Source organism: Bacillus sp. OV166 (genome assembly GCF_900177675.1).
Classification (GTDB): domain Bacteria; phylum Bacillota; class Bacilli; order Bacillales; family Cytobacillaceae; genus Neobacillus.
This window is the reverse complement of sequence record NZ_FXWM01000001.1, coordinates 827,473-851,159: the sequence shown is the minus strand read 5'-3', so window position 1 is coordinate 851,159 and position 23,687 is coordinate 827,473. Positions and strand designations below refer to the sequence as shown.

Sequence of the window (23,687 nt, the reverse complement as noted above, 5' to 3'; positions counted from 1 at the left end):
AAGTCTGAATTATTTTTAAACATTTAATATTTAGATATTAAAAGGATAATAGGTTATAATCGAAAGAAACTCGTAAAAAGAAGATGATATTTTGTTATGTAAGAGCCTGGAGTTCAAAAATGTATTAGGACAGAAGATTAAAGTTATTGAAATTCCTGTGTTAGAAACAAATAATTATTATTATTTTATGATACAAATTCGTTTACAAATATATATTTCATTTCTTTATCATCAACCTCACGAAAAAAGCTGCTATTCTTTTCGAGAGTATTTGAAACGAAAAATGAGTTGGCCTGATTTCAAGAAATTATATAGTATGAAACAGTTTAAAAGTAACGCTTAATTTTCTTAAGAAACCTTACAAATGATTCTCCTGCATTTTTTTATATCATCTATAAAGAAGTAGTAATGAACTTATATTATTATCTAAACAGGAAAAATCCAGCAGCTAGGTGCTGCTGGATTTTTCCTGTTTCTTAGTTGCTTAAGATACATTTATTACATTGATCTAAAATAAACCTATACCGTTTCTACTACCGCTTCGAGCATTGTTCCATTTTTAGCATAATTCGTATGCCAGGAGAAAGCTTTTTCTAAAACATGAGGAGTTTGCCCCCCCCTTGTTTGTGCTTCCTGGTAATAAGCTCTCAGTTGATCACGATACATCGGATGCGCACAATTTTCAATAATCAGTTCCACTCTTTCCCTCGGCGCCAGTCCTCGTAGGTCAGCATATCCTTGTTCAGTGACGATCACATCTACATCGTGTTCGGTATGGTCTACATGAGAGACGAAAGGAACAATGCTTGAAATGTTACCCGCTTTCGCAATCGATTTCGTGACAAAGATAGCTAGGCGTGCATTTCTTGCAAAATCGCCGGAGCCACCAATACCATTCATCATTCTTGCACCTAACACATGTGTGGAATTTACATTTCCGTATATATCTAATTCTAAAGCAGTATTAATCGAGATTAATCCAAGGCGGCGGATGATTTCAGGATGATTAGAAATCTCCTGCGGACGCATCATTAATTTATTACGATATAATTCAAAATTGGAAAATACCTGATGATGTTTTGCTTCGGACAGCGTGATCGAGCAACAGGAAGCAAAACGTACTTTTCCCGCATCCATTAGATCAAACACCGCATCCTGTAACACCTCAGAATAAACTTCCAAATTTTGAAACTCTGAATCTAACATTCCATGCAAAACGGCATTGGCCACCGAACCAATCCCCGATTGTAATGGCGCCAAACTTTCCGTTAATCGGCCACTTTTTACTTCTTTTTGAAGAAACTCTATCAAATGCTGAGCCATGATAACCGTTTCTTCATCTGGAGGAACAATCGTCGATGGCGAATCAAGTTGGTTAGTAAACACAATCCCCTTTACTTTCTCAACATCAATCGGAATGCCGATTGTTCCAATTCGATCATCCGGTTTAACGAGCGGAATAGGAAGCCGTGACCCCTGTTTTCCAGGTTCATATAAATCATGCAACCCCTCTAGCTGTGTGGATTGGGCCATATTAATTTCAATAATAATAGACTTAGCATTTAAGGCAAACGATAAGGAATTTCCAATTGAAGTTGTAGGAATGACCATTCCGTCCTCCGTTATTGCAACCGCTTCCAAAATAGCAACATCTATATTCAACACTTCAGATCGGATGAGCTCCGCTGTGTGAGACAAATGCTGATCAACAAATAAAAAGTCTCCTTGATTGATTCCTTTTCGCATAGTCGCATCAGCCTGGAAAGGCAACCTCTTTCCTAAAATCCCTGCTTCAGCAAATAGTCGATCCACATCCGAACCTAAGGAAGCCCCTGTATAGACATTGACTTTAAACCATTCATCATCCTTAACTCGGTTCACCAATGCAACTGGTACCGCTTTCACATCACCTGCACGTGTAAAGCCACTTAATCCTAACGTCATTCCGTTTTGAATCCAGGAAGCTGCTTGTTCAGGGGTAACCACACGGTCTCTTAGACGAAGATCCCTAATTCGCTCCAAATTTTTCTCCATAAAGCAATCCCTCTTTTCATAAATAGTTATTATCCTCATTTTACCTATTTACATCATCAGGATAGGAATTATGGAATATGATACAAAATATTCTGATAAAACAGCGAATTTAGGCTCTAAAGCAGGAAAATCTAGAATCCTAGAATCTTTCGAAAATAACTAGAGTATGATTGGCTAACAGGTACCCGCTCCCCATTATCCATCGAAAGCAAAAAGGTGGAATGAGTGTCAGGATAAATCTCTTTAATATGATTAACATTAACAATAAATGACCGATGGCATCTAATAAAGGAATCCTTCGGAAGCAAATATTCAAATTCATTTAGAGAGTATTTATGCGTGCCTGAAACCCCTTCTGAATACACACTCGTCTTCTTATCTTTAGCCTCTAAATAAACGACCTTTGAAAAAGGAATGGGAACCCAGCCATCCAATGTTTTCACGGTAACCACCGATTTCCCATCCGTTAAAGCAGGATAAATCGCTGTTACACAGCCCTCTAGCTGTCCATTATGTAAAAATGGTACGGCCATCCCGTGATAAGGAACACCAAAAACATCCCGGTTAATAAACTCAGAGACCTTTTGCTTCGTCACCAATGCATTATGGGCAATCGTCCCTTCCTTGACAGGGTCCCCAGCGCTTATTTTTAAATCAATTCGTTTACTTGGCCGATAGTAGATATATTCTTTTGTATTAGAAACAGCAATTGAAATTTCATCTGAAAATAATTCACCAATCACATCTAGCAGTGATCCTAAAGTTATATCTTCCATACTATTAACACCTCATTGACTATTATACTACTATTATTAAAACTAAACTGACCGATTCAGATGGAAAAAATTAAAAAGCCCCTATATCAGGCGCTTTTTGATAAATTAATCTCTGCCATCGAAGGAGTAAAATCCGCCATTATGTTAAGCTATGATGGCAATTTACTGCTTAATTCCTCATCCATGTCGAAGCTGATTATATTTAATCAGCTTCTTTCCTTTTTCCTCAATTTCCTGATCGAAAGATTATGATTCAATGCTTTTTGATAATAACACCAAAAAAATGGATAAAGATATTCATTGACATCTGTTTCTACCATTCATTATACTAAAGTTAAAAAAAAACGATACAGCTGTACCACAATGTGGTTAATTATTTTATCATCAATACTATATAAAGAACATTTTCAAATAAATCCTCGGATTTTCATATTAAAAAAAGAATCTAATAGTAGATGAGGAATAGAGATGGGTTTAGTTAAGGTTGGAGTGATTGGAATAGGAAATATGGGCAGTTCCCATGTACAAATGCTGGATCAAGGACAAATCATAGGAGCAACTTTAACGGCGATTTGCAGTAGTAATGCAAGTCGAACCGAATGGGTGAAAAATAATACGCAAGGTAATGTGCAAATTTTCCAGGACGTAGAGACCTTTTTTAATGAATCGGAAATTGATGCCGTCCTTATTGCCACACCACATTACAGTCATCCGGAACTCGCCAAAAAGGCCTTTGCGAAAGGAATACATGTCCTCATTGAAAAACCGGCAGGCGTCTATACAAAAGATGTATTGGAAATGAATGAGGCAGCGAAGTCTAGTGGAAAAGTATTTGGCATCATGTATAACCAAAGGGCCAACCCACTTTTTCAAAAATTACGAGACCTTATTCAATCAGGTGAACTTGGCGCAATAAAACGGATCAATTGGATTATTACGGATATTTACCGTTCACAAAGCTATTACGATTCAAGTAAATGGAGAGCCACATGGCAGGGTGAAGGAGGCGGTGTTCTATTAAACCAGGCACTACACCATTTAGATATTTGCCAATGGACAACAGGATTTCTGCCAAAGAGCATTCGTGCCATGTGCAGTATAGGAAAGTATCATGATATTGAAGTGGAAGATGATGTAACCGCATTTTTGGAATATGAAAATGGAGCGACAGGTGTGTTTATCGCTTCAACAGGAGAAGCTCCGGGATCGGATCGCTTTGAGGTTGTTGGCGATCGAGGGAAAATCATTGTTGAAAATGAAGAACTTACTTTTCACCGATTAACACAATCTGAACGTGAATTTAATGCTTCGTATACTGGAGGTTTCGGCTTGCCTGAATGGCAGAAAGTCGTAATTCCTGTAAAGTCTGAAAATGCAAATCACTCCATGATTGTTCAAAATTGGATTGATTCGATTGTTACAGGGTCATCATTATTGGCACCGGGTACAGAAGGCATAAAGGCGTTGGAAATTTCAAATGCCATTTACTTGTCTTCTTGGCTAAACGAAATAGTAGAATTACCTATCGACCCGGACCTCTATTATGAAAAATTACAAGAAAAAATCAACACTTCCACATATAGGAAAAAACATGTAAGAAATATTACATTAGATGTCCAGGGGACGCATTAAATGTGCCAAGGGGACGGTACTCATGGCTCAATTATGGTTAACTCCGGCCAATAAAAAGCCATCAGAACCGTCCCGATGGTTCCAATGGTCCCCGTTATTTTCCTTTGTTATTAAAGTGATGGTTAATTGTTTGAAAAGTATTACGAAGGGAAGCCGTATGCTTCTCTTCCCTGCCATAAAAACGAGTAGATGGGAGCGGATTCGAAATCGCCCTTAAGTTCCCCATTTGATCAGAAATAACTGCGCCCACCGCACAAATTCCTTGTATGTGTTCTTCCTTGGCAAAAGCACCCCCCTCGTCAATCCAGACTGATTCTTTTAAGCAGCCCATCACCACTCTGTCTGTTCCCTATGGTTAATCCAATAAATCTATAGTTTATCCAATATATTCATGATCAAGTACCTGATAGTATAAATGAAAGGGCTTACTTTTGTATGGACTCATAGCATGGAATTATGTTGCCGCGAAATTTTGCTGTTGATTCTAAATAGCCTTCAACATGGCAAATTCCATATGTAATCCTAAAAGTTGCCACTTAACATTACTGTAAGCTAGTACAATTCATAATCCCATTACAGGTGAACAAAACAGACCACTAATTTCCTCCCAGAAGTAAGCCTGCAAACTATAAAACTCCTAATGATAAATCAATTCATTTTTTGATTGGTAAGCATATTCTTCCATCTACTAAGCTAAGTACTTCTTTGACTAATTGGAATGATGTGTTGTCAATAGATAAAATGTTTTCACTTCAGCAAGACTTAGCTCAATGACTAATTCTGAAGTGGAAATATACTTTTCCCAAAGGTCAAATAAAGTAAAGGTGGTGAAGGATATTTAACTTTATAAATTCAAGATATTGTTACCTCTAATAGAAAAAAGGCAAAAACATCTAAAAATTAGAAAGTGGTGTACGAATATCGTGAGAAAAAAATGTGTACATAAACAAATGAAAAGGACACTTGCATGGTTTGTAATCGTCCTAATGTTTGGTCAAGTTTTAACTAATACAGGATTTATGGGTGCAGGGACTGTATCAGCTGATACTTGGCCATATACAGGTGATGCTGCAGTCGGAGAAAATCAGCCGCGTATGGTGGGGCAACGTATGTATGATATGGAGAAATGGTCTTCTGAAACAGATCCATATGCGGATTTAATGCGTGCAAATATTCCACTTCAGAAGCGAATTGAACCATTTACAGCCACACAAGCAAATCCAAAACTAAAATCAGAGGCAGAAATCTTAGTCATGGGCGGTGACTACGGGAACTCTTTCTTTGAAGGAGTACCATATAACAATGATTTCAGCCAATATCAATTTAACTTTTGGCAATACACGGACTATTATGCCTCATGGCATGGAGTAGTGACAAAAGATGTACCTAAAAGTCTCTATGATCCCGAAGGTCCTTGGCAAACGCGATTCTTTGAATTCGGTATTATCAATGTACCTAACCCTTCATATACCAATGCGGCACATAAAAATGGGGTTAAATCTCTTGGGTGTATATTCTTGCCTCGTGCTGGACAAGCCCCAAAACAGATGATTGTTCAGGATAAGAATGGAGACTTTCCAATCGGAAAGAAACTGGTTGAGTTTGCCAAATACTACGGCTTTGACGGTTTCTTCATTAATTTAGAAGAGACGGTTCCGACTGCTGATGTCCCTATCTATAAGCAGTTAACCAAATACCTAATGGAGAACGGGCTTTACATTCAATCGTATGACTCTATTTTGCCAGATGGGAAACTTCAATATCAAAATCAACTAAATGAAAAGAACAGCCATTGGATTAAAGATGATACTTATGGTACAGTAAACAATTCTCTTTTTGTCAATTATGATTGGTTCAGATCTAACCGAATTGAAACTTCGCTAGAGCATGCTTCAAAGAGGGGAATTGATCCCTTCAAGCAAGTTTTCTTTGGAGTTGAAGCCGCCCAAGGAAAGTTAAGTGGTTCACATGGATCTGCAAGTGACGTTGAAAAATTACTTGATGCAACGGGCAATCTAAGAGGAAGCGTTGCTTTGTTCACCCCTAGTGACTTTATCCAGTTACATCTAGATCGAAAAGCAGAAAAAGCTGAAAATCAATGGATGATTTCAGAACGGGAAAGAATGTACTATTCAGGGGTTTTAATGGATCCGACAGATACTGGCAAAAAACCTGGATATTCTAGACCTGATGTTGAAGCCGCGGATGCAAGTGGGTGGGTCGGAGTATCTCATTTCGCTAGCGAACGGTCTGTTGTTAACGGATCAACATTCGTTACAAACTTTAATACAGGACACGGGATGGAGTATTATCAGAATGGTAAAGTGGTAAATGATCAGCAATGGTCGAATATTAACCTGCAAGATATTCTCCCAACTTGGCAATGGTGGATTGATACAACGAGTAAGAACAAGCTGAAAGTAGACTTTGATTATGGTCAAAAATATAATACACAAGCATACGACTATACGAAAGTAGGCGCATATAATGGCGGAAGTTCCCTTGTAGTATCAGGGAAGCTTGATGCTGATAACTTCTTACATTTATATAAAACGAATTTAGATGTAGCCGCAAACAGCAAATTATCTTTGACGTACAATAAACCTTCCGAAACAGATGATTCTAAAGTGAAACTGGGGTTAATATTCAAGGACGAACCAAATAAAATTGAATATATCAGCGTACCGGATGCTAATAAGAAATCAGAATCCTGGGTCACTATAGATTTTGACTTGAGCAAATTTAAAGGTAAAGAAGTTTCAGCAATCGGATTATCATTTGGAACAGAAGAAGATTCTGTAATAGAAAAATACCAACTAAACATTGGGGAAATTAAACTTACGAATGGCTCAAATGTAACACCTGATACACCAACAGGATTTAAAGTAAAAAAAGCGTTTGATACGAATGAAATGATTGTATCATGGGATCTTGAAGACTACAGTAAAGTAAAACAATATAACTTGTACGCAAACCTGTCTAATGGTAAAAGGGTTTACCTTGGCGGGACATATGGTGATACATTCTATATCAAATCATTATATGGCGAAAAAAACATCGTAAACTTAGAGCTAAGGGCCGTTGGTGCAGACAAAACAGAGAGCTCTCCTGCAACAACAAGTTATGACTTTTCGACAAAAGTGAGTAATCTAACTGTAGAGGAAGCTTTATCTAAAAGCGGCAACCTTTTGCAATCTACAAATGCCGGTACATTGGATATAAGCTGGAAAAATCCTGATATAGATTATTCTGGCATCAATATAGAGGTTTCATTTAATAACAGTACCAATAAAGAGACTTTTAAAAAGACTGTTAATAAAGGAACTACCTCAACTCAGCTTATTGCTCCTGTAGCAGATGGTTCGGAATATACGCTGGCTCTATCCGTAGTCGGAACGGATAACAAACAAGGTGAACCGATTCTTTATACGGGCAAACTCAAGGATGTATATATTGAACCATATAATGGTGAAATCAATGTTACCAAGAGTGGTACATCTTCCTATATGAGCCTTGACGCTCCTAGACAAGAAGATTGGTGGCGAATATATGCATATGTAGATGGAAGGCCATTAACCTTCCAAAATGAATATACAACACCTACTACATTCGGAATTAGAGGAAAAAGTTATTTGAATTCAAGTACAGCATCAAAAAATATTAAGCTGCCATCTGCATCAGGCGTGGTCACACTCGTTCTAGAAGACTATAGTGGTAATAAGTCTGAGCCTGCAGCATACCTTTACGGTGATTCTATAAAAATAGATTCAACCATGATCCCGGATGCAGCACTGCTTGCCGCTGTACAGGAACAAGTTGGAACAACGACAAAAGAATTATTTAATTTTACTGGGAAATTAGACTTATCCAATTCAAATGTTAGTGATCTAACTGGTATTTCTTTGCTTTCAAATATATCCAGTATAGACCTTACGAATTGTAAAAGTTTAACAACCATCAAAAATGGTACATTTTCGGGTAATTTGAAATTGAAAGAGGTTATTATTACAGATTTAACGAATCTTCAAGCTGCATCGTTCAGTAATACTGCCATTGAAAAGTTAACTTACAACGATTTATCATCGTTTTCAAAACTTACATCTCTTGATCTATCAAATGCAAAATTTGATATGACTGAAGGGACTCCAGAACGGGCATTAGCCGACCTAATTGGGCAAGGTGCTGATTATAGTAATCAACGACCTAGTGTTTATATCGGGAAATTTGAAAACGACAAGAAGAGATTAGAAGTTAATTGTAACAATGGTGAGTTTGACCCATTAAGCTTGCTGCCTATTATAACCGTTCGGGGAACTGATTATTTGAGCCTGATTGATAAAAGCTTTATTGCAGACGATTATGATCTAAACAAACAAGTGTCGGATTTAGGTTTGTTTGTTCAAGTGACGAATCCATCCAATGTGAAGTCTAAAACGGTAGATACAACAATAATTGGTACACATCAGGTTTCCTATACATCCTTGACAAAAAACAAGGAAGTAGGAACATTAAACATTTTCGTGTATGCAAAAGTTAGCACGATTAAAGATATAGTGGAACAAGCTAAAATCGAACCAAAAGGAATTCGCAATGCTTTACTTGTTCAATTGGAAAATGCCGAGAAACATTTTAACAAGGCTGAGGCATATACGCAGAATGGAAAAGAAAAACAAGCCGAGGAATCCCGAAAAAATGGCTATAAAACGCTTGAGAGTTTAATAGATTGGGTTGCAAATCAATCTGGCAAACATATTGACAAGGATGACGCAAAACAAATAACATCCTTGCTGGAACATATTGTTACAAACGAAACGATGACACCTTAATTGTATCTATGCGCAAACACACCAATTTGATATAGGAGTGTTAACAAAGAATTCAAAATGAATGAAAAACACAACGAGAACTGAATTAAAAGGCGAAAAAGCTGAATGGAATTCCATTCAGCTTTTTTAATCATCAAACTGCACAATCTCCTTTAAAATTTAAAGGACTTTTGACTCCCATTAAGCTTTTGGAAGTCATGTGTTGGTAGGCTAATGTAGCTTGAAGATTCTTATGCCCAAGCATCTGTGGGATAAACACAGGACCGATTCCGTCTTCTAAGGAATGAGTAGAAAAACAATGTCTTAATGTATGGGCAGAAATTCTAGAATCAAGTTTCATGTTTTCTCTAAGCCTTAGAATAGAATCTCACGTTTCTAAAATTCCATTTCCTATTCATATGATTTGATCGTCGGAGGTAAATAGTCTAAAAATTTATCGAGTAATGCGTCTGGGGTTTCTTCAATAATTGCCATCGAACGGAATTTCTCTTGGAGGAATCTTTGTTCGATCATATGGTCAAACAGGCTAATTAATGGGTCATAATAATGATTAATATTTAGAAGACCACAAGGCTTTTGGTGCAAACCAATTTGACCCCAAGTGAACATTTCAAAAAACTCTTCAAGTGTACCGGTTCCACCAGGCAAGACCACATATCCATCTGCCAAATCAGCCATTTTTGCTTTTCTCTCGTGCATGGTTTCAACGGTAATCAATTCGGTTAATCCTTTATGAGAAATTTCACGTTCCTCCAACACTCTTGGTATCACACCAATCGCATAACCACCTTCAGTCAATACCGTATCTGCGACCACACCCATCAAGCCGTTACTCGAACCGCCGTATACTAGTGTAATGTTTCGTTTTGCCAACTCTCTTCCTAATTGAATTGCACCTTCTCGATAAGCCTCAGAAGCACCGAAACTTGAACCGCAATAAACTGCCAATCGTTTCATGATCTCGCCTCCCTATTTTTCTATCTATTATTAAATATATATGATTCCCATTGGAACTAGAATACAGATATACCGACGATTACTGACTTCATATCTGTGAAACGAAGGACTTATAACAGGAGAGCCAAACTTTGCTTACTAGATTCCTCTAAATAATTGACAGTCTCTAAATTGTAAGAGACACCCATTTATTATCCCCCTGTGTGTCTTCTTGTATAATTCATAAGCAAAAAACCAGCAATGACTTTCCCTTGTGTGTTAATGATTTGCCTGAATTTTTTTGCGTAAGCTTCCAACAAACCATAGTAAAAGTGGGATTCCCACCATATTAACAGGTAGGGCAAAATAGATCCAATACGTTTTCAAATAGATGAAGGTGTATGTAGGGTTTGGAAAGAAGACGGCTAAAACGAAAAAGAACGCCCCTGTAACCCAGGTTAATTTCTGCCAGTTTTTTATATGGAACAATTGTGCTGTTCCATAAGTGGCTAAAAAGAAGTAAAGCGATAACTTAATAAAAATACTAAGGATCCAGACTAGAACCGCCAGGATTTCTAAGTTTTGAATAAAATCCATGACGGTAACATAGCTGACGGTGTCAAAAGCAGGGTGACGCAGCTTTGATGCAATCTCGGGACCCAAAATCAGCAATACCGAAATAGCGACGGTACTAACTACACAGGAGGCTGCGGCAATTCCCCAAACCGCTCTTTTTGGACCCTTGTTCGGGTGATCCATAAATGAGAGCAGCATCAACATCATCACAGACTCCCCCAAAAAGGACAGCGGATATAGGGTCCCTTTAAGAATCGGCACGAAGCCGGTATCTGAAAAAACAGGAAGAAAATTCTTGTAATTGAAAATTGACACGGATAAAATCAACAAAATAAACACGGATAGAAGGATGATGGGACCAAACACTTCGCTGCATCGACCAATTCCTTCAATTCCACCGCTGTAAGTTATATAAATCAGTAACAACAGCATTGTTAAAACCAATACCCACAATGGTGTGGTGGGAAGAAGGATGGTAATCGTAAATTCGGCAAAATCTCTTAAGATATCCCCGATTACGGAATACCATTGAATAAGATAGACAATCACAATGAGCATTCCGAGCCACTTTCCCAAAATTTGCTTACTGTATTCAATAAGTGTCTTACCGGGATACAGCAGGGCTGCCTTTGATGAAACATAAACAATCAGCATCCCCGAAATGCCGGCAAGGCCATAGGAAATCCAAGCATCTTGTTTAGCCTCTTGAAAGGTTGGGGAAAGAGTAAGCAGGATCATATTTCCCGTTTCGAAAGTGAACATCAACCAAAATATTTGCAGCCCTGAAAGTTTCATTTTTTTATCTCACTTTCTTTAAACAATAATGAGGGTCCATCCATTCCAAGCTCCTTGATCTTTATATCTGTCTTGACTATAATGTCCGCCTCTGAAAATTTCTTGTCCCAATCATACTTCAGGGATTTCCACTGGTTTGGTTTCTTTCGGTGGATCACTTCACCCAATCCAAAGATATCAAGGCCGTATTTCTTTTGGACTTTTGTAACCGTTTGTTGAACTTGTTTTTGAGAAATTTTTTCAAATTCCTTTTCTAGCCGTTTAAGATTATTTAGGTACTGAACGTCCAAACCTGAATTATTTTCCTTCAGGGATCCTTCACCTTTTAAGGTGACAGTGAATGTAATCTGCTGATTTTTACTTATATGTGGTTCGATTTTACTGCTGAGTTTGTTTAAGGTAAGGCTGGCATTGATATCCTTTTTATTAACAGCAATTGTCAAATTTTTTAGGATTCCCATTACCCAAAGCATATGTCTGTTTTCTTCCATATTCAAAATTCCTTGCATTTTAAGGTTTTTATCAAATATAGCAACACCAGCGATCCGAAGTAGCGGAGGATTAGCTGAATCTGATTTCCCTTTTTTTCCCCCATCTTGAGAACTGCTAAATTCAAGAACAGGAATAGAAGGGCGTAAACCGTCACTGGTAGCGGCTATGAGGAGATCTAAATAAGCCGTGTTCCCTCTGCCGCCACTTAGTTCATGTTCACCTAATGTGGCAGTAATAGGTGGTTTTTCTAATGGATTGGATACTGAAAGAGCTTTCTTTGCTGTCGCCCCTTTGATCACAAAGACATCCGTCCGCAAACTAACCTCAGCACGCCGTTGTGTGTTGTCGAGTTCTCTCTTAAGTCCCCGTCTAGCAAATTGTTCCCCAAATATAATAACGCGCCGCTGTCCAGAAAACGCCTCCCTGGGTAGTTTTGTCTGTATGTTTTGCAAGGCGTCGCTTAGATTTTTTCCGCTCGCGGATATTGTAAAAAAGCCCTTTTGCATCGTTCCTCCACCGCCGCCTTGGGTCTGAATGTTGGAGGGAATAACAATTTGTCCGCTGAATTCTACGCCGTCATTATTGGCAACATCCCAACCTGAACCAATCCAAATGGCCAGTTCATTTAATTCCTTGCGATCCCAGCAACCAGAGATAAAAAGGACAGACAAACATACTCCTAAACGAAGAATGATCTTCTTCAATCGTCTCTTCCTCCTTTTTGGGGATCTGGCTTTTGTCCTGGAGGTACCCGCTGTTTATCCTTGCCAAAAGTAAAGATTGGCCCAGTCTGTAAAGCCCATCTTGGTGACCGAACTAATACATCCTTTAAATCGCGGGGAATCTGCGGAGCTACCGGAGTAAAATACGGAACCCCAAAAGAACGCAGATTGACAAGATGGATCGTCAGCGTAATAAAACCTAGGGTAATACCGTAAAAACCAAAGATTCCCGCTAATATCAGCATGGCGAACCTTATAAGCCGGAGTGCAGTTCCCAGATTGTAACGCGGAATCGCAAACGAGGCAATTCCAGTTGTGGCCACCACAATGACCGTCGGAGCAGAAACGATGCCTGCTTGTACAGCAGCCTGGCCGACGACAAGTGCCCCGACAATACTGACGGCTGAACCGACCGCTTTGGGCAGTCTAATTCCTGCTTCCCTTAGTCCTTCAAACACAAATTCCATGATAAATGCTTCAATGATAGTAGGAAACGGGACACCTTCCCTGGCGGCCGCTACACTAATAAGAAGTTTAGTTGGAATAAGTTTTGGATGATAGGTTGTCAGGGCGACATAGATAGATGGTAAAAAGAGGGCCATATTAAACAAAACATAACGAACAAGTCGAATGAAGCTGGTATAGATAGGCCGTTCATAGTAATCTTCAACCGCCTGCATTCCATCCCAAAATGTCATTGGGACTATGAGGGCAAAGGGAGTGTTATCGACGATCATCGCCACCTTTCCTTCCAGCAGGTTGGCAATGACAATATCGGGCCTTTCGGTATTTTGAATTTGCGGGAACGGGGAATACGGCATGTCCTCAATAAACTCTTCGATATATTCTGATTCTAGTATAGCGTCAATTTGGATGCGACCTAACCGCTTACGAACCTCTACCAAAAGAGAATCAAGAGCAATTCCCTCTATATAAGCAATCACAACATCGGTTTGAGAAAGCTCACCAATCGAGAGTGGCTCGAATTTCAGTCTTGTGCTGCGGATTCTTCTGCGTAGAAGGGTGGTATTTGTCCGTATTGATTCGGTAAACCCATCTCTCGGACCGCGTATGGTGATTTCTGCCGTGGGCTCTTCCACATTCCGCTTTTCAAATCCAGCCAAACTGGCAAGTAAAGCGTCTGTCTGCCCTTCAATTAAAATACCGACATCCGCCTTTAAGACCCCATTAACCAATTCGTTTATCTGTGAAACAGTTTTAATTGGTGTGATTGCAATCAGCTGCTCCTCGATTACTTGCCCAATCGTACGAATTTCACCTAGCCCGCTCGGTAGTCCCTCAAACAACATCGGTTTTAATAGGACATTTTCAAGTGTTTTTGTGTCCGTTAACCCATCTAAATAAATTAGAAGTATTTTAGGTTTTCCAGTTATATAAATAGGGCGAATAACAAAATCAGAGCAATTTTGAAACATTTCTTTTAAAATTTGCTCGTTTTTTGAAAGATCCGAACTGACCGGTTCGATATTTTCATCTTCAGAAGGCAGTGAGGTCATCTTTTTCAATTCGTGTAACTTAATTCGTTTGCGGAACCGAACCATCATCAGGACCCCCTTTATTTAACTATGTATATTTTTCCAATTATAGGAGTTAATATGCACATTGGCCGAACCTAAGATGGAATATTATTTTATTATATCTAGAAAATTTTCACTAAATTTGAATCCGCTAATTAAGTGGTTCACTATTTAAATCCGTTTTTTATAACGGTAGAACTGTTCAAGCATGTTTTTGAGTATAATAGAATAAAATCGAAAGAAGGACAAGGACAATTCACTGGAAAGGTGATCAAAGTGAAAGAAATTACCTTTAAAGCATTTGCCATTACCCATGAAATTGACTTGAATAAAATTGCCATCCATTGCGGTATTCCCAAGAAATTCACTTGGGAACAGCCACTAATCCTGAAAGGCGATATTCTAGAATCGATCCTCCATCAAAATGTAGATGATTCGCAAATGGTACTGGTTTTTTCGTTTGGCAGCATTGTCTTCACTAATCACACTCACGAAGATGAAATAAAGGGATTATTGCATTTCATCCATTCCTTCGAGCCAGACTTCGAAATTGAACATGCCGACAGATATAGCGACGATTACTGCCTTCATATCTGTGAAACGGAGAATATTGAATTGACTGACGAATATGTGGTCGTGCCAGAATATGAGGATTTTTATCCTGAATTGATTTCTACAGTAATCGCCAAATCAGTGGCACTCGAGAAAACAGAGGAACAACTCGGGAAAATCCACGACAAACTCGAAACTATGATCGACAGGCTAGAGAAAGGAAAACTGAGAATCGGCAACAAGGAACTGGCGAGGACCACTGCAAAAATCGTCCGTCATGAGTATAATACGCTTGCCTATATCATGATTTTGGATAAGCCTGATATTACATGGACAAGCAGCACGGCCAGCGAATTTTATGACAAAATGGTCGAGTTTTTTGAGTTGAATGATCGCTATAAAATTTTGAAAAGCAAAACGGACATTTTATATAACATCATGGATGGTTTTTCCACCATCAGCCATTCGATTCGTGGACTATTCGTGGAATGGATCATCGTAACTCTTATTGTTGTTGAGATTGGTCTGTCGATCTTAGAAATTGGCGGATGGTTATAAAGGATGCACTTAAAACAGAAAAGAGACACCTAATGACTTCGGTCTGGGTGTCTCTTGCTTTGATTTGCTATTACAATAAATCCTCTAGCTAAGGCTAGCTTTCATTTCTTCTACGGATTCTACTTCAAATCCTAAATCAAGTAACATTTTGTGATCTTCCGTTTCAGCTTGTCCAGCAGTTGTTAAGTAATCACCGACAAAGATGGAATTGGCTGCATATAAACCCAATGCTTGGAGTGAACGAAGGTTGACTTCTCGTCCACCTGATATTCGAATTTCCTTTGTTGGATTGATAAAACGAAATAACGCCAAAACCTTTAAACAATAAAGTGGGTTCAATTCTTTTACTCCTTCTAACGGAGTACCATCAATCGCATGTAAGAAATTAACGGGAATTGAATCCGCATCAAGAGCTTTTAAGCTGTGAGCCATATCGACTACATCCTGCTTGGTCTCTTTCATCCCTACAATAACACCTGAACATGGGGACATTCCGTATTCTTTTACCGTTTCCACCGTAGTGATTCGATCATCGTATGTATGTGAAGTTGTGATGTTTGCATGATTGCTCGCAGATGTATTGATATTGTGATTGTAACGATCTACCCCGGCTTCTTTCAGTCGCTTTGCTTGCTCAGGTTTTAACAGCCCTAGACAGGCACAAACTTTCAATCCATATGTTGTCTTTATTTCTTTAACTGCGTCCACCACGTGATCTACATCTTTATTAGATGGCCCTCTACCACTAGCCACAATACAGTACGTCCCTATATTTAAATCATGTGCACGTTTTGCTCCTTCAAGTATAGTATCCTTATCTACCATTCTGTAAGAATTAATCGGTGCTGTCGAAATCGAAGATTGAGAGCAATAGCCACAATTTTCCGGACAGAGTCCAGATTTCGCATTCATGATCATATTAAGCTTTACTTTTTTCCCATAATAGCGCTTTCTAATTTGAAAAGCAGCATGCATTAGTAAAAGTACGTCATCATCAGGACAATCTAAAATAGAAAGGGCCTCCTGATTTGTTACTTCCACCCCATCTAACACACGATCTGCAAGTTCCATCCATTTACTCATCTTTATCCCTCCATTTTATTTCATTTACCGTATCCAACCGATAAATACCCACTATCCATAGTTCCAACCTATGTCACCTTAATTGTAAACTAAAATCACAAAAAGGTTAACAATTAATTCGTAGAATCGATAAATTATTCTGTTAATAAGGTTTGGAATATTTTTTAATGTCCAAATGAAAGACTATTTCTAGACAAATAAAGCCCAGTCCTCCGACTGGGCTCATTAACGATTTAATAATATCAAAAACTCAGCAAAATACACAGTCGACTTTCCCATACCCACTAGGCAAATTCGCCAGAGGATGTATGCCCAAACAAGCCTGCAAAAGGTGATAAGCAGGCTGCGTATGATAGTTATTGTTATGTTGAAAATTGGCTTGCACTTGATGTACTTTATGCTGAGATAAAGGAGAAAAGAGCAAAAATTGTCATCGATCCTTGGATTGACCATGATTCAGGACCATGGAAAGAGTTTGCGATTGTAGATCCAGATAACTACTGTATCATCATACGCTTCCTATGGTTACCGTTGAACCTTTTTTCCGACCTCACGGGCATCATACCCTTCCTATGGTTACCTTCTTCGGACCTTTTTTTCCAGCCTCACGGGCACCAAACTCTTCCTATGGTTACCATCGAACCCTTTTTTCCAGCCTCACGGGCATCATACGCTTGCTATGGTTACCGTCGAAACCTTTTTTCCAGCCTCACAGGCATCATACACTTCCTATGGTTACCTTCGGACCTTTTTTTCCAGCCTCAAGGGCATCATACGCTTCCTATGGTTACCGTCGAAACCTTTTTTCCAGCCTCACGGGCACTATGCACTTCCTTTGCTTGCCACTGGACCGATTATGTTTTCATATACGAAAAATACCACAGCATTATGTACTGTAGTAAGAAAAAATTTTATACTATCTTATTTTAAAATAAAGTCCAGCTCCTCATAAAATAGCGGGAAATGGACTTTAAATGATCTCTTTATAAAGCACCTTTTGTTTGTTATCCATCTGTTTGTCTAACCAGCCAACCAAATCTCCTAAAAACTTCTCTCTTCCCACTCCATCAAAGGGGCGATGCTTGACTAAAGAGTACTCATATAGCTGTTTATCCTTTGAAGCAACTTGTTGAAAAAATTGGCTCAGCTTTGCTGGTGGTGTAATTCTATCGTCAAGTCCGTATTGCAATAAAAACGGAAGACTAATCGACGTTGCTTTATTTACGACGCGTGAAGACGCTTGGATTAAGCTATGTCCCAGACCAGGTGTAACGATATTGTGACGTAAACGGTCTGAATAATATTTAGCACGCACGGCTGAATTTTTCCTCAGCAATCGAAAATTTCGAGATTTATTGATACTATAGTCTGGTTTAACCTTCCCCATTAAGCTAATGCCTAACTGCTCTATCAGTGTCACTTCGTAAGAGATGGCAGGAGAAATCGCAATAATGCCTGAGATACCTGCGCTATGATCTAAGCAATAGTCGAGAGTAATCAGGCCGCCAATGCTATGTCCGACAATATACAATGGCAATTCGGGCTGATCTAGAGAAACGAGCTTTCGAAACTCGTGTAAATCCCCTCTAAATTCATCCCAAGACCGGATAAATCCCCTTTTACCAGTGCTTTTTCCATGACCGCGCAAATCAAAGGCATAAACAATATATTCTTTTTCAACCAAGCTTCCACTTAGATTCTGGAGCCCTCCGCTATGGTCGCCATGTCCGTGAACTAAAATAACTGCCGCTTTTGGAGCCGTTAATGGTTCGATCACTTGAAAAAATAGTTCTGTTCCATCGACTCCATTAAATGTCCCTTCTGTTGTCATTCCAAGTAATCCTCCTGTTGCAAACCTTATTAAATCAAGTCATTGAAGTTTAGAAAGCATTTTAAGTTCCTTTTATTATAAAACAATGCAAAAATAACCGCAAAAAAACTTGGCCTTTGGAAACCACAGCTATATCCTCCGGCACCTTCAATATGTTTGTCTAAAAAATCGCTTACAAATCTTAATACTTTGAATATTATAAAGTATATATACAAACCTAAGAAATTGTATTATTATTTCAATAATATAAAAATTAAAGAAATTTCGACAAAAATATAAACAGCAATTTGATAGGAAAAAATGTCTATAAAAATTCGACAGCATGTACGGGAGGTGAGTAAGATTGGAAATCCTTGAAAATAAGCGGTATTCAACAAAGGGTATATGTACGGTAGAGGGATGCGATGAACAAATAAAAGCACGACAGTTATGTAATAAGCATTATGTAAGAATGAGAAGGTCCGGAAAAATAGACACTATTAGGGTAGAAGCTTGCTCAATTGACCATTGTCTGGCTGTAGACTGTTCCAAACCTTATTTTGCAAATGGATACTGTGAACATCATAACTACATTTACAATAAATTAGGCTACCCGCATATGCCAAAAGTAATAAAATTATGTGGAGTTAAAAATTGTTCAAATTACCACTTTCTTAGAGGGCTATGTGAAGGCCACTACAACGAGTGGGTATCAAATCTAAAAAAATTACCAGCCTTTGCTGCGAATGAGAAAATGTAATTATTGTTGCATTTAAGATCCCATTAACCAAAGCATACTATGACTTCAAAACAGACAATCTTTTTATTAAAATAGACCTTTAAATTAAAAGGTCTATTTTAGCATATCTGGATATTGTTGAATCATCTTCCTGACTAACGGACTGGTTTGTTCCGGTAACTCGTTTAACGGAAAAAATCCAGCATCAATCGACTCTTTCCCATCAATTGTGATCGTATGATTTTTAATATCTTTTGATACATAGGCTATCGTGACTGGATAGAATTCATCGCCATTTGGCAGCTTTCGAAAATACTGCTTACCTGAAAATATCTCTACTAACTGAAGTTGGCCGATTTCAACTCCGGTTTCTTCAAACACTTCCCTTCTTCCAGCCTCCTCTACAGACTCCCCTAATTCTAATAGCCCGCCTGGAAGTCCCCAAATGCCTTCAGGTCTTTTTTGTAAAAGAATTTTTCCCTGATCATTAATTACGCACACCATAGCACCTACTAAAATAAGTGGCCGGTTCCCGACTATTTTTCGTAAATCTTCAATATAGCCCATCTGCACCCTCCAAAACATTTTTTCATAATAATTATCTCTAAATTAATATATACTCGTGCAACAGAACTTGTCACTGTTCGTAAAGAAAGTAGAATCATAGGGTGTCAGGCACTACCGGTTGGCTTTCCTTCTAATTACATGACTAATTATAAAAATCCTACAGATTCAAGATATTCAGGTCCAAAAAACAACAAAACCACCCTACGTCCGAAGCAAAAAGGTGGTTCACATTGCACATCCTATTTTATAAAAGTCGGTATACTCTAGCCTCATATGGTCTCATAATCATTTTTTCATTTAAATCTGTTTGATTCTTATAATTCGCAATCAAAAGTTCCTTTTTCGAAGCAGTTAGGAATTCCTGCAAATCCGGCTGTATCAGCTGTTCAGAGATATTTAATATCACCAGCCACTTCTCATTATCTAATTCACGAATGAAAGAATAGATTTGCTCGTGATCTTCCAATATTTCTTGAAAATTACCATATACCATTACTTCATTTTCTTTTCTAAGCTGGATCAGCTGTTTATAAAAATAATAAACAGAGTCAGGATCAGCAAGTGCTTGAGCCACGTTTATTTCCTTATAATTCGGGTTTACTTTGATCCATGGTGACCCCTCAGTAAATCCGGCATTTAACGAGTCATCCCATTGGACAGGTGTACGTGAATTATCACGTGAGAGATGAAGCAAACTCTCAAACACTTCCTGAGGGTCCCGCCCTTTTCCCACTTCTTCTGTATACTTATTTTTCATGCAAATGTCATCATAATCCTCAATGGAATTAAATCTGACCCCAGTCATGCCAATTTCTTCGCCTTGGTAAATGTACGGCATTCCCGGCAGCATGTGTAATAAGATAGCAAAGCACTTGGCTGACTCTACTCTATAGGTTTTGTCATTACCAAACCGTGTCACCAAGCGAGTATGATCATGGTTATTTAAAAATTGCGAGTTCCATCCTTTGTCCCACATTCCATTATACCAACGTCTTTGTATTTCTTTAAATCGCTGCATATCCCAACGAACCATATAATCACAGACTTCAAAATGGAATAAAGTGTGAAGTTCACGACGCTCTTCACCTACATACAAAAGCCCATCCTCAGGGGTGACAAATGGTATTTCCCCAACGGTAAAAACATCATAATGCTGTAACACTTCCTCATGCATCTCCTGAAGATATTCATGGATGCCAGGGTTATTACCTAAATAAGAAATATCTTCCGGGTTTTCTGCATTAGGGAACCCTATTTGTTTTGCAAGGAGGTTAATAACATCCATTCTGAATCCGTCAATACCTTTATCCAGCCAAAACTTCATCGACGAATACACTTCTTGACGTACTATTGGGTTCTCCCAATTCAAATCCGGCTGTTGAACTGCAAAGGAGTGAAAATAATACTCTCCTGTCTTTTCGTCAAACTCCCATGTTGACGGAGTAAAGTAAGAACGCCAATTATTTGGCTCCTTTCGCCAAATATAGTAATCTCTTTTTGGATTATCTATGGACGACCGTGATTCTTTAAACCATGGATGTTGATCTGACGTATGGTTCACGACTAAATCCATAATTAATTTCATCCCTCTGTTATGCACTTCCTGAAGAAGTTGGTCAAAGGTTTCCATCGTCCCTGCTTTCGGCATCACCGACTGGTAATCAGATATATCATAACCGTTATCAACATCAGGGGAATCATAGCAAGGATTTAGCCATATCACGTCTACACCCAGATTTTGAATGTAGTCCAGCTTTTGGATTACACCTTCCAAATCCCCATAACCGTCCCCATCCGTATCATAAAAACTTCTCCAATATACCTGATACACCACAGATTCTTTCCACCAGGTTTTTTTCATTTCATCTCATTCCTTTCCTTTTTTATAAATACAGCCATTTTTTCTTAAACCTGTGTGAGGTATTGGTTCTTAGAATGATTCACTGCAAGACCGGTCGTATTTTCAAGAATGTCTAAGGTAAACTGATCCTTTTCCTCTTTACTGCGGACTACTTTTAAGGAGAGATAGCCAGCTCCAATACGTATATTTTCAGCTACCAGTTCATCTAGAAGATCTGGTAACACTGGAGCCAAAGTAATTTCCTTTTCTAAAGCATTTGGGGTAATCCCAAGCATTGCTTGTACAAAAACCATCGATGTTCCTGCTGCCCATGCTTGCGGCGAACATGTAGAAGGATATGGAACAGGGTATCCCAGTTCGGATTGATACCCGCAAAACAATTCCGGTAACCGTTGATATTCAAATCCCTTGGAAGCCTCTAATAAGCCGGTGACAACCGCACTGGATTCAGCCTGATAGCCTAAGCGGCTTAATCCAAGCAGAATCATTGCATTATCATGCGGCCAAATGCTTCCGTTATGGTAACTCATTGGATAATACCCCGTTGCTTCTGTGCTCATTGTGCGGATACCGTAACCGCTGAACATATCGCTGGAAAGTAATCGCTCTGCAATTTTATCTGATCGAATCGAACTTGGAAGACCAGAAAACAGGAGATGCCCCGGATTAGACGTCACGGATTGTACCTGATTTTGATCTCGGTCTAATGCAATGGCATAATACTGCTCTTTTTCCATCCAGAAGGCATTCTCAAAAGCATTTTTTAATTCCTCTGCTTCTTGTGCTAATTTTTCGGCCATTCTTTCGTCACCCAATAAACTAAAAATAGGTGAAAAACTTTTTTTCGCTTGATATGCGTAGCCCTGGACCTCTGCTAAGGCAATTGGTGACTTCGCATATTCACCCGTTTGATGAACAACAGAATTACTAGAATCCTTCCACCCCTGATTAGGAAACCCCTTCTCCGCCTCTTGATGGTACGTTAAAAATCCAGACTCTTTAGTCACTTCATCCATCCACGCCAATGCTAGTAAAATGTTTGGTATTAATTCTTTAATAAGAGACAAATCGCCAGTCCAACGGAAATATTCTCCCGCCAGTACAAGGAATAATGGTGTTGCATCTACCGACCCATAATAAGGTGAAAATGGTGACTGATTGGTATTCACGAGCTCACCGAATCTTATCTCATGCATGATCTTTCCAGGCTGCTCATCCCTCCAAAGGTCTGTGTTGGATCCTTGATAGGCTGCAAGTGTTCTCAAAGTACCTTTTACTTTTTCCGGATTTAGCGGAAGCATAAATAACGAAGTAATGAGACTGTCTCGACCAAACGGAACGGCAAACCATGGAAGTCCCGCTACCGGTATTTCTCCATAACCAACATCCGTCATCAGCATCCGTAAATCCTGGCTTCCACGCTGGTATAACTCATTGAAAACACGAGAATTCGTCGTTACCTTTGTCGTTTCCTCGTACCATTTTTGATATGAACTTTCAATCTGTTGATAGGCATCCTCATAGGACAGCACTGTGCCCGATGTTCCATCGATCATCGGAACGATGAAAAAGCAGATACTTTCTTTTTCTTTTGGCGCCAAGGTGAGCGAAAAATGGATATTTCCATCGCTATCAATCTGTGCACCTTTTTTATTCCAATGAATTTTCGTCTCTCTTTGTACCTCGTCGGATCCTTGATATTGAACAGACCAAGCTTGATCATCTACTTCTTTACTAATAATTTGACCTACATCACCCGTACGGTACTTTCGAACAATAAACATATCTTGGAAGTCCGCATCAAAAACCATAGTGAAATCAAAGGTTTTCGTACGTGGGAAGAAATTCGTAAAGGATAGCTTCTCATAATGTACACCATCATAAATCAGACGATCTCTTACAATCTCAATCGCACCATCATCATTTTTGACCTTCATTAATCTGAAGTTTGCGACATAGCTTTTATCTGCTGTTGACGAGAGCAGCGAAGGCTTTTCTCCATCAATAAAAATTTCCATACGGCTTAAAAAGCGGGTATCTTTTGTATATAAACCGTGGCCATTGTCATCGCTTCCTGTAATGTCGCCGTTTTTATCGGTTAAGATGAACAAATCGCCTTCCTTAATTACTTGATAATCCATATTTTCTCAACCTACTTTTTTATAAATTTTTTCAAAAAGTGAAAAGTTT

18 protein-coding genes are annotated in these 23,687 nt (G+C 38.8%); 5 read left to right on the top strand and 13 right to left on the bottom strand.

All coding sequences use genetic code 11. The features are described from left to right. Positions 1-91: 91 nt before the first annotated feature. The gene (locus tag CCK98_RS03985) at positions 92-343 is read left to right on the top strand and encodes a DUF2535 family protein (protein ID WP_088085385.1); all 252 of its coding nucleotides are present in this window, start codon (positions 92-94) and stop codon (positions 341-343) included. 176 nt (positions 344-519) lie between these two features. Here CCK98_RS03985 and CCK98_RS03980 read toward each other — a convergent pair whose 3' ends face one another. Continuing rightward, the gene (locus tag CCK98_RS03980; protein WP_088085384.1) at positions 520-2,034 is read right to left on the bottom strand and encodes an acetyl-CoA hydrolase/transferase family protein; all 1,515 of its coding nucleotides are present in this window, start codon (positions 2,032-2,034) and stop codon (positions 520-522) included. Between the two features lie 131 nt (positions 2,035-2,165). Next, positions 2,166-2,810 (bottom strand): LytTR family DNA-binding domain-containing protein, encoded by a 645-nt coding sequence (locus CCK98_RS03975; protein WP_088085383.1) that lies wholly within the window; start codon positions 2,808-2,810, stop codon positions 2,166-2,168. A 468-nt stretch (positions 2,811-3,278) separates the two neighbouring features. Between CCK98_RS03975 and CCK98_RS03970 the strand changes: the two genes are divergently transcribed. Next, on the top strand, positions 3,279-4,442 hold the full coding sequence (locus CCK98_RS03970; RefSeq protein ID WP_088085382.1) for a Gfo/Idh/MocA family protein: 1,164 nt from the start codon (positions 3,279-3,281) through the stop codon (positions 4,440-4,442). A 94-nt stretch (positions 4,443-4,536) separates the two neighbouring features. On the opposite strand, the gene CCK98_RS03965 is transcribed toward CCK98_RS03970, so the two are convergent. Beyond that, positions 4,537-4,773 carry an IclR family transcriptional regulator C-terminal domain-containing protein gene (locus tag CCK98_RS03965; protein WP_256942526.1) on the bottom strand — a complete coding sequence of 79 codons (237 nt, stop codon included), beginning with the start codon at positions 4,771-4,773 and terminating at the stop codon, positions 4,537-4,539. Positions 4,774-5,365: 592 nt separating this feature from the next. Between CCK98_RS03965 and CCK98_RS03960 the strand changes: the two genes are divergently transcribed. Then, a complete protein-coding gene (locus CCK98_RS03960; RefSeq protein ID WP_088085380.1) occupies positions 5,366-9,268 on the top strand; it encodes a hypothetical protein in 3,903 nt (1,300 codons plus the stop codon). Between the two features lie 133 nt (positions 9,269-9,401). Here CCK98_RS03960 and CCK98_RS03955 read toward each other — a convergent pair whose 3' ends face one another. From CCK98_RS03955 to CCK98_RS03935, 5 genes are all read right to left on the bottom strand, one after another. Then, on the bottom strand, positions 9,402-9,629 hold the full coding sequence (locus CCK98_RS03955) for a tyrosine-type recombinase/integrase (protein ID WP_256942525.1): 228 nt from the start codon (positions 9,627-9,629) through the stop codon (positions 9,402-9,404). A 29-nt stretch (positions 9,630-9,658) separates the two neighbouring features. Next, the gene (locus tag CCK98_RS03950) at positions 9,659-10,225 is read right to left on the bottom strand and encodes a TIGR00730 family Rossman fold protein (protein WP_088085378.1); all 567 of its coding nucleotides are present in this window, start codon (positions 10,223-10,225) and stop codon (positions 9,659-9,661) included. A gap of 258 nt (positions 10,226-10,483) precedes the next feature. Further along, positions 10,484-11,575, bottom strand: a complete 1,092-nt coding sequence (locus CCK98_RS03945) for an endospore germination permease (protein ID WP_088085377.1) — start codon at positions 11,573-11,575, stop codon at positions 10,484-10,486. Beyond that, positions 11,572-12,771, bottom strand: a complete 1,200-nt coding sequence (locus tag CCK98_RS03940; protein ID WP_088085376.1) for a Ger(x)C family spore germination protein — start codon at positions 12,769-12,771, stop codon at positions 11,572-11,574. Before CCK98_RS03940 ends, CCK98_RS03945 begins: the two co-directional genes overlap by 4 nt. Then, the gene (locus CCK98_RS03935; protein ID WP_088085375.1) at positions 12,768-14,354 is read right to left on the bottom strand and encodes a spore germination protein; all 1,587 of its coding nucleotides are present in this window, start codon (positions 14,352-14,354) and stop codon (positions 12,768-12,770) included. The genes CCK98_RS03940 and CCK98_RS03935 overlap by 4 nt, the downstream gene beginning before the upstream one ends. Before the next feature lie 249 nt (positions 14,355-14,603). Between CCK98_RS03935 and CCK98_RS03930 the strand changes: the two genes are divergently transcribed. Beyond that, complete coding sequence (locus CCK98_RS03930; protein ID WP_088085374.1) at positions 14,604-15,437, top strand: RMD1 family protein; 834 nt, start codon at positions 14,604-14,606, stop codon at positions 15,435-15,437. Positions 15,438-15,521: 84 nt separating this feature from the next. Here the strand turns inward: CCK98_RS03930 and bioB are convergent, their stop codons facing one another. Together bioB and CCK98_RS03920 are read right to left on the bottom strand one after the other, a co-directional pair. Continuing rightward, positions 15,522-16,520: a biotin synthase BioB gene (gene bioB / locus CCK98_RS03925; protein ID WP_088085373.1), complete on the bottom strand. Its 999-nt coding sequence runs from the start codon at positions 16,518-16,520 to the stop codon at positions 15,522-15,524. A gap of 970 nt (positions 16,521-17,490) precedes the next feature. Continuing rightward, positions 17,491-18,351 (bottom strand): alpha/beta hydrolase, encoded by an 861-nt coding sequence (locus CCK98_RS03920; RefSeq protein ID WP_088085372.1) that lies wholly within the window; start codon positions 18,349-18,351, stop codon positions 17,491-17,493. A 343-nt stretch (positions 18,352-18,694) separates the two neighbouring features. On the opposite strand from CCK98_RS03920, the gene CCK98_RS03915 reads away from it, so the two are divergent. Then, positions 18,695-19,090 carry a hypothetical protein gene (locus CCK98_RS03915; protein WP_088085371.1) on the top strand — a complete coding sequence of 132 codons (396 nt, stop codon included), beginning with the start codon at positions 18,695-18,697 and terminating at the stop codon, positions 19,088-19,090. A 93-nt stretch (positions 19,091-19,183) separates the two neighbouring features. Here CCK98_RS03915 and CCK98_RS03910 read toward each other — a convergent pair whose 3' ends face one another. From CCK98_RS03910 to CCK98_RS03900, 3 genes are all read right to left on the bottom strand, one after another. Then, a complete protein-coding gene (locus CCK98_RS03910; RefSeq protein ID WP_088085370.1) occupies positions 19,184-19,636 on the bottom strand; it encodes an NUDIX hydrolase in 453 nt (150 codons plus the stop codon). Positions 19,637-19,880: 244 nt separating this feature from the next. Further along, the gene (locus tag CCK98_RS03905) at positions 19,881-21,497 is read right to left on the bottom strand and encodes an alpha-glucosidase (RefSeq protein WP_088085369.1); all 1,617 of its coding nucleotides are present in this window, start codon (positions 21,495-21,497) and stop codon (positions 19,881-19,883) included. 44 nt (positions 21,498-21,541) lie between these two features. Beyond that, positions 21,542-23,638 (bottom strand): amylo-alpha-1,6-glucosidase, encoded by a 2,097-nt coding sequence (locus CCK98_RS03900; RefSeq protein ID WP_088085368.1) that lies wholly within the window; start codon positions 23,636-23,638, stop codon positions 21,542-21,544. Positions 23,639-23,687 lie beyond the last annotated feature (49 nt).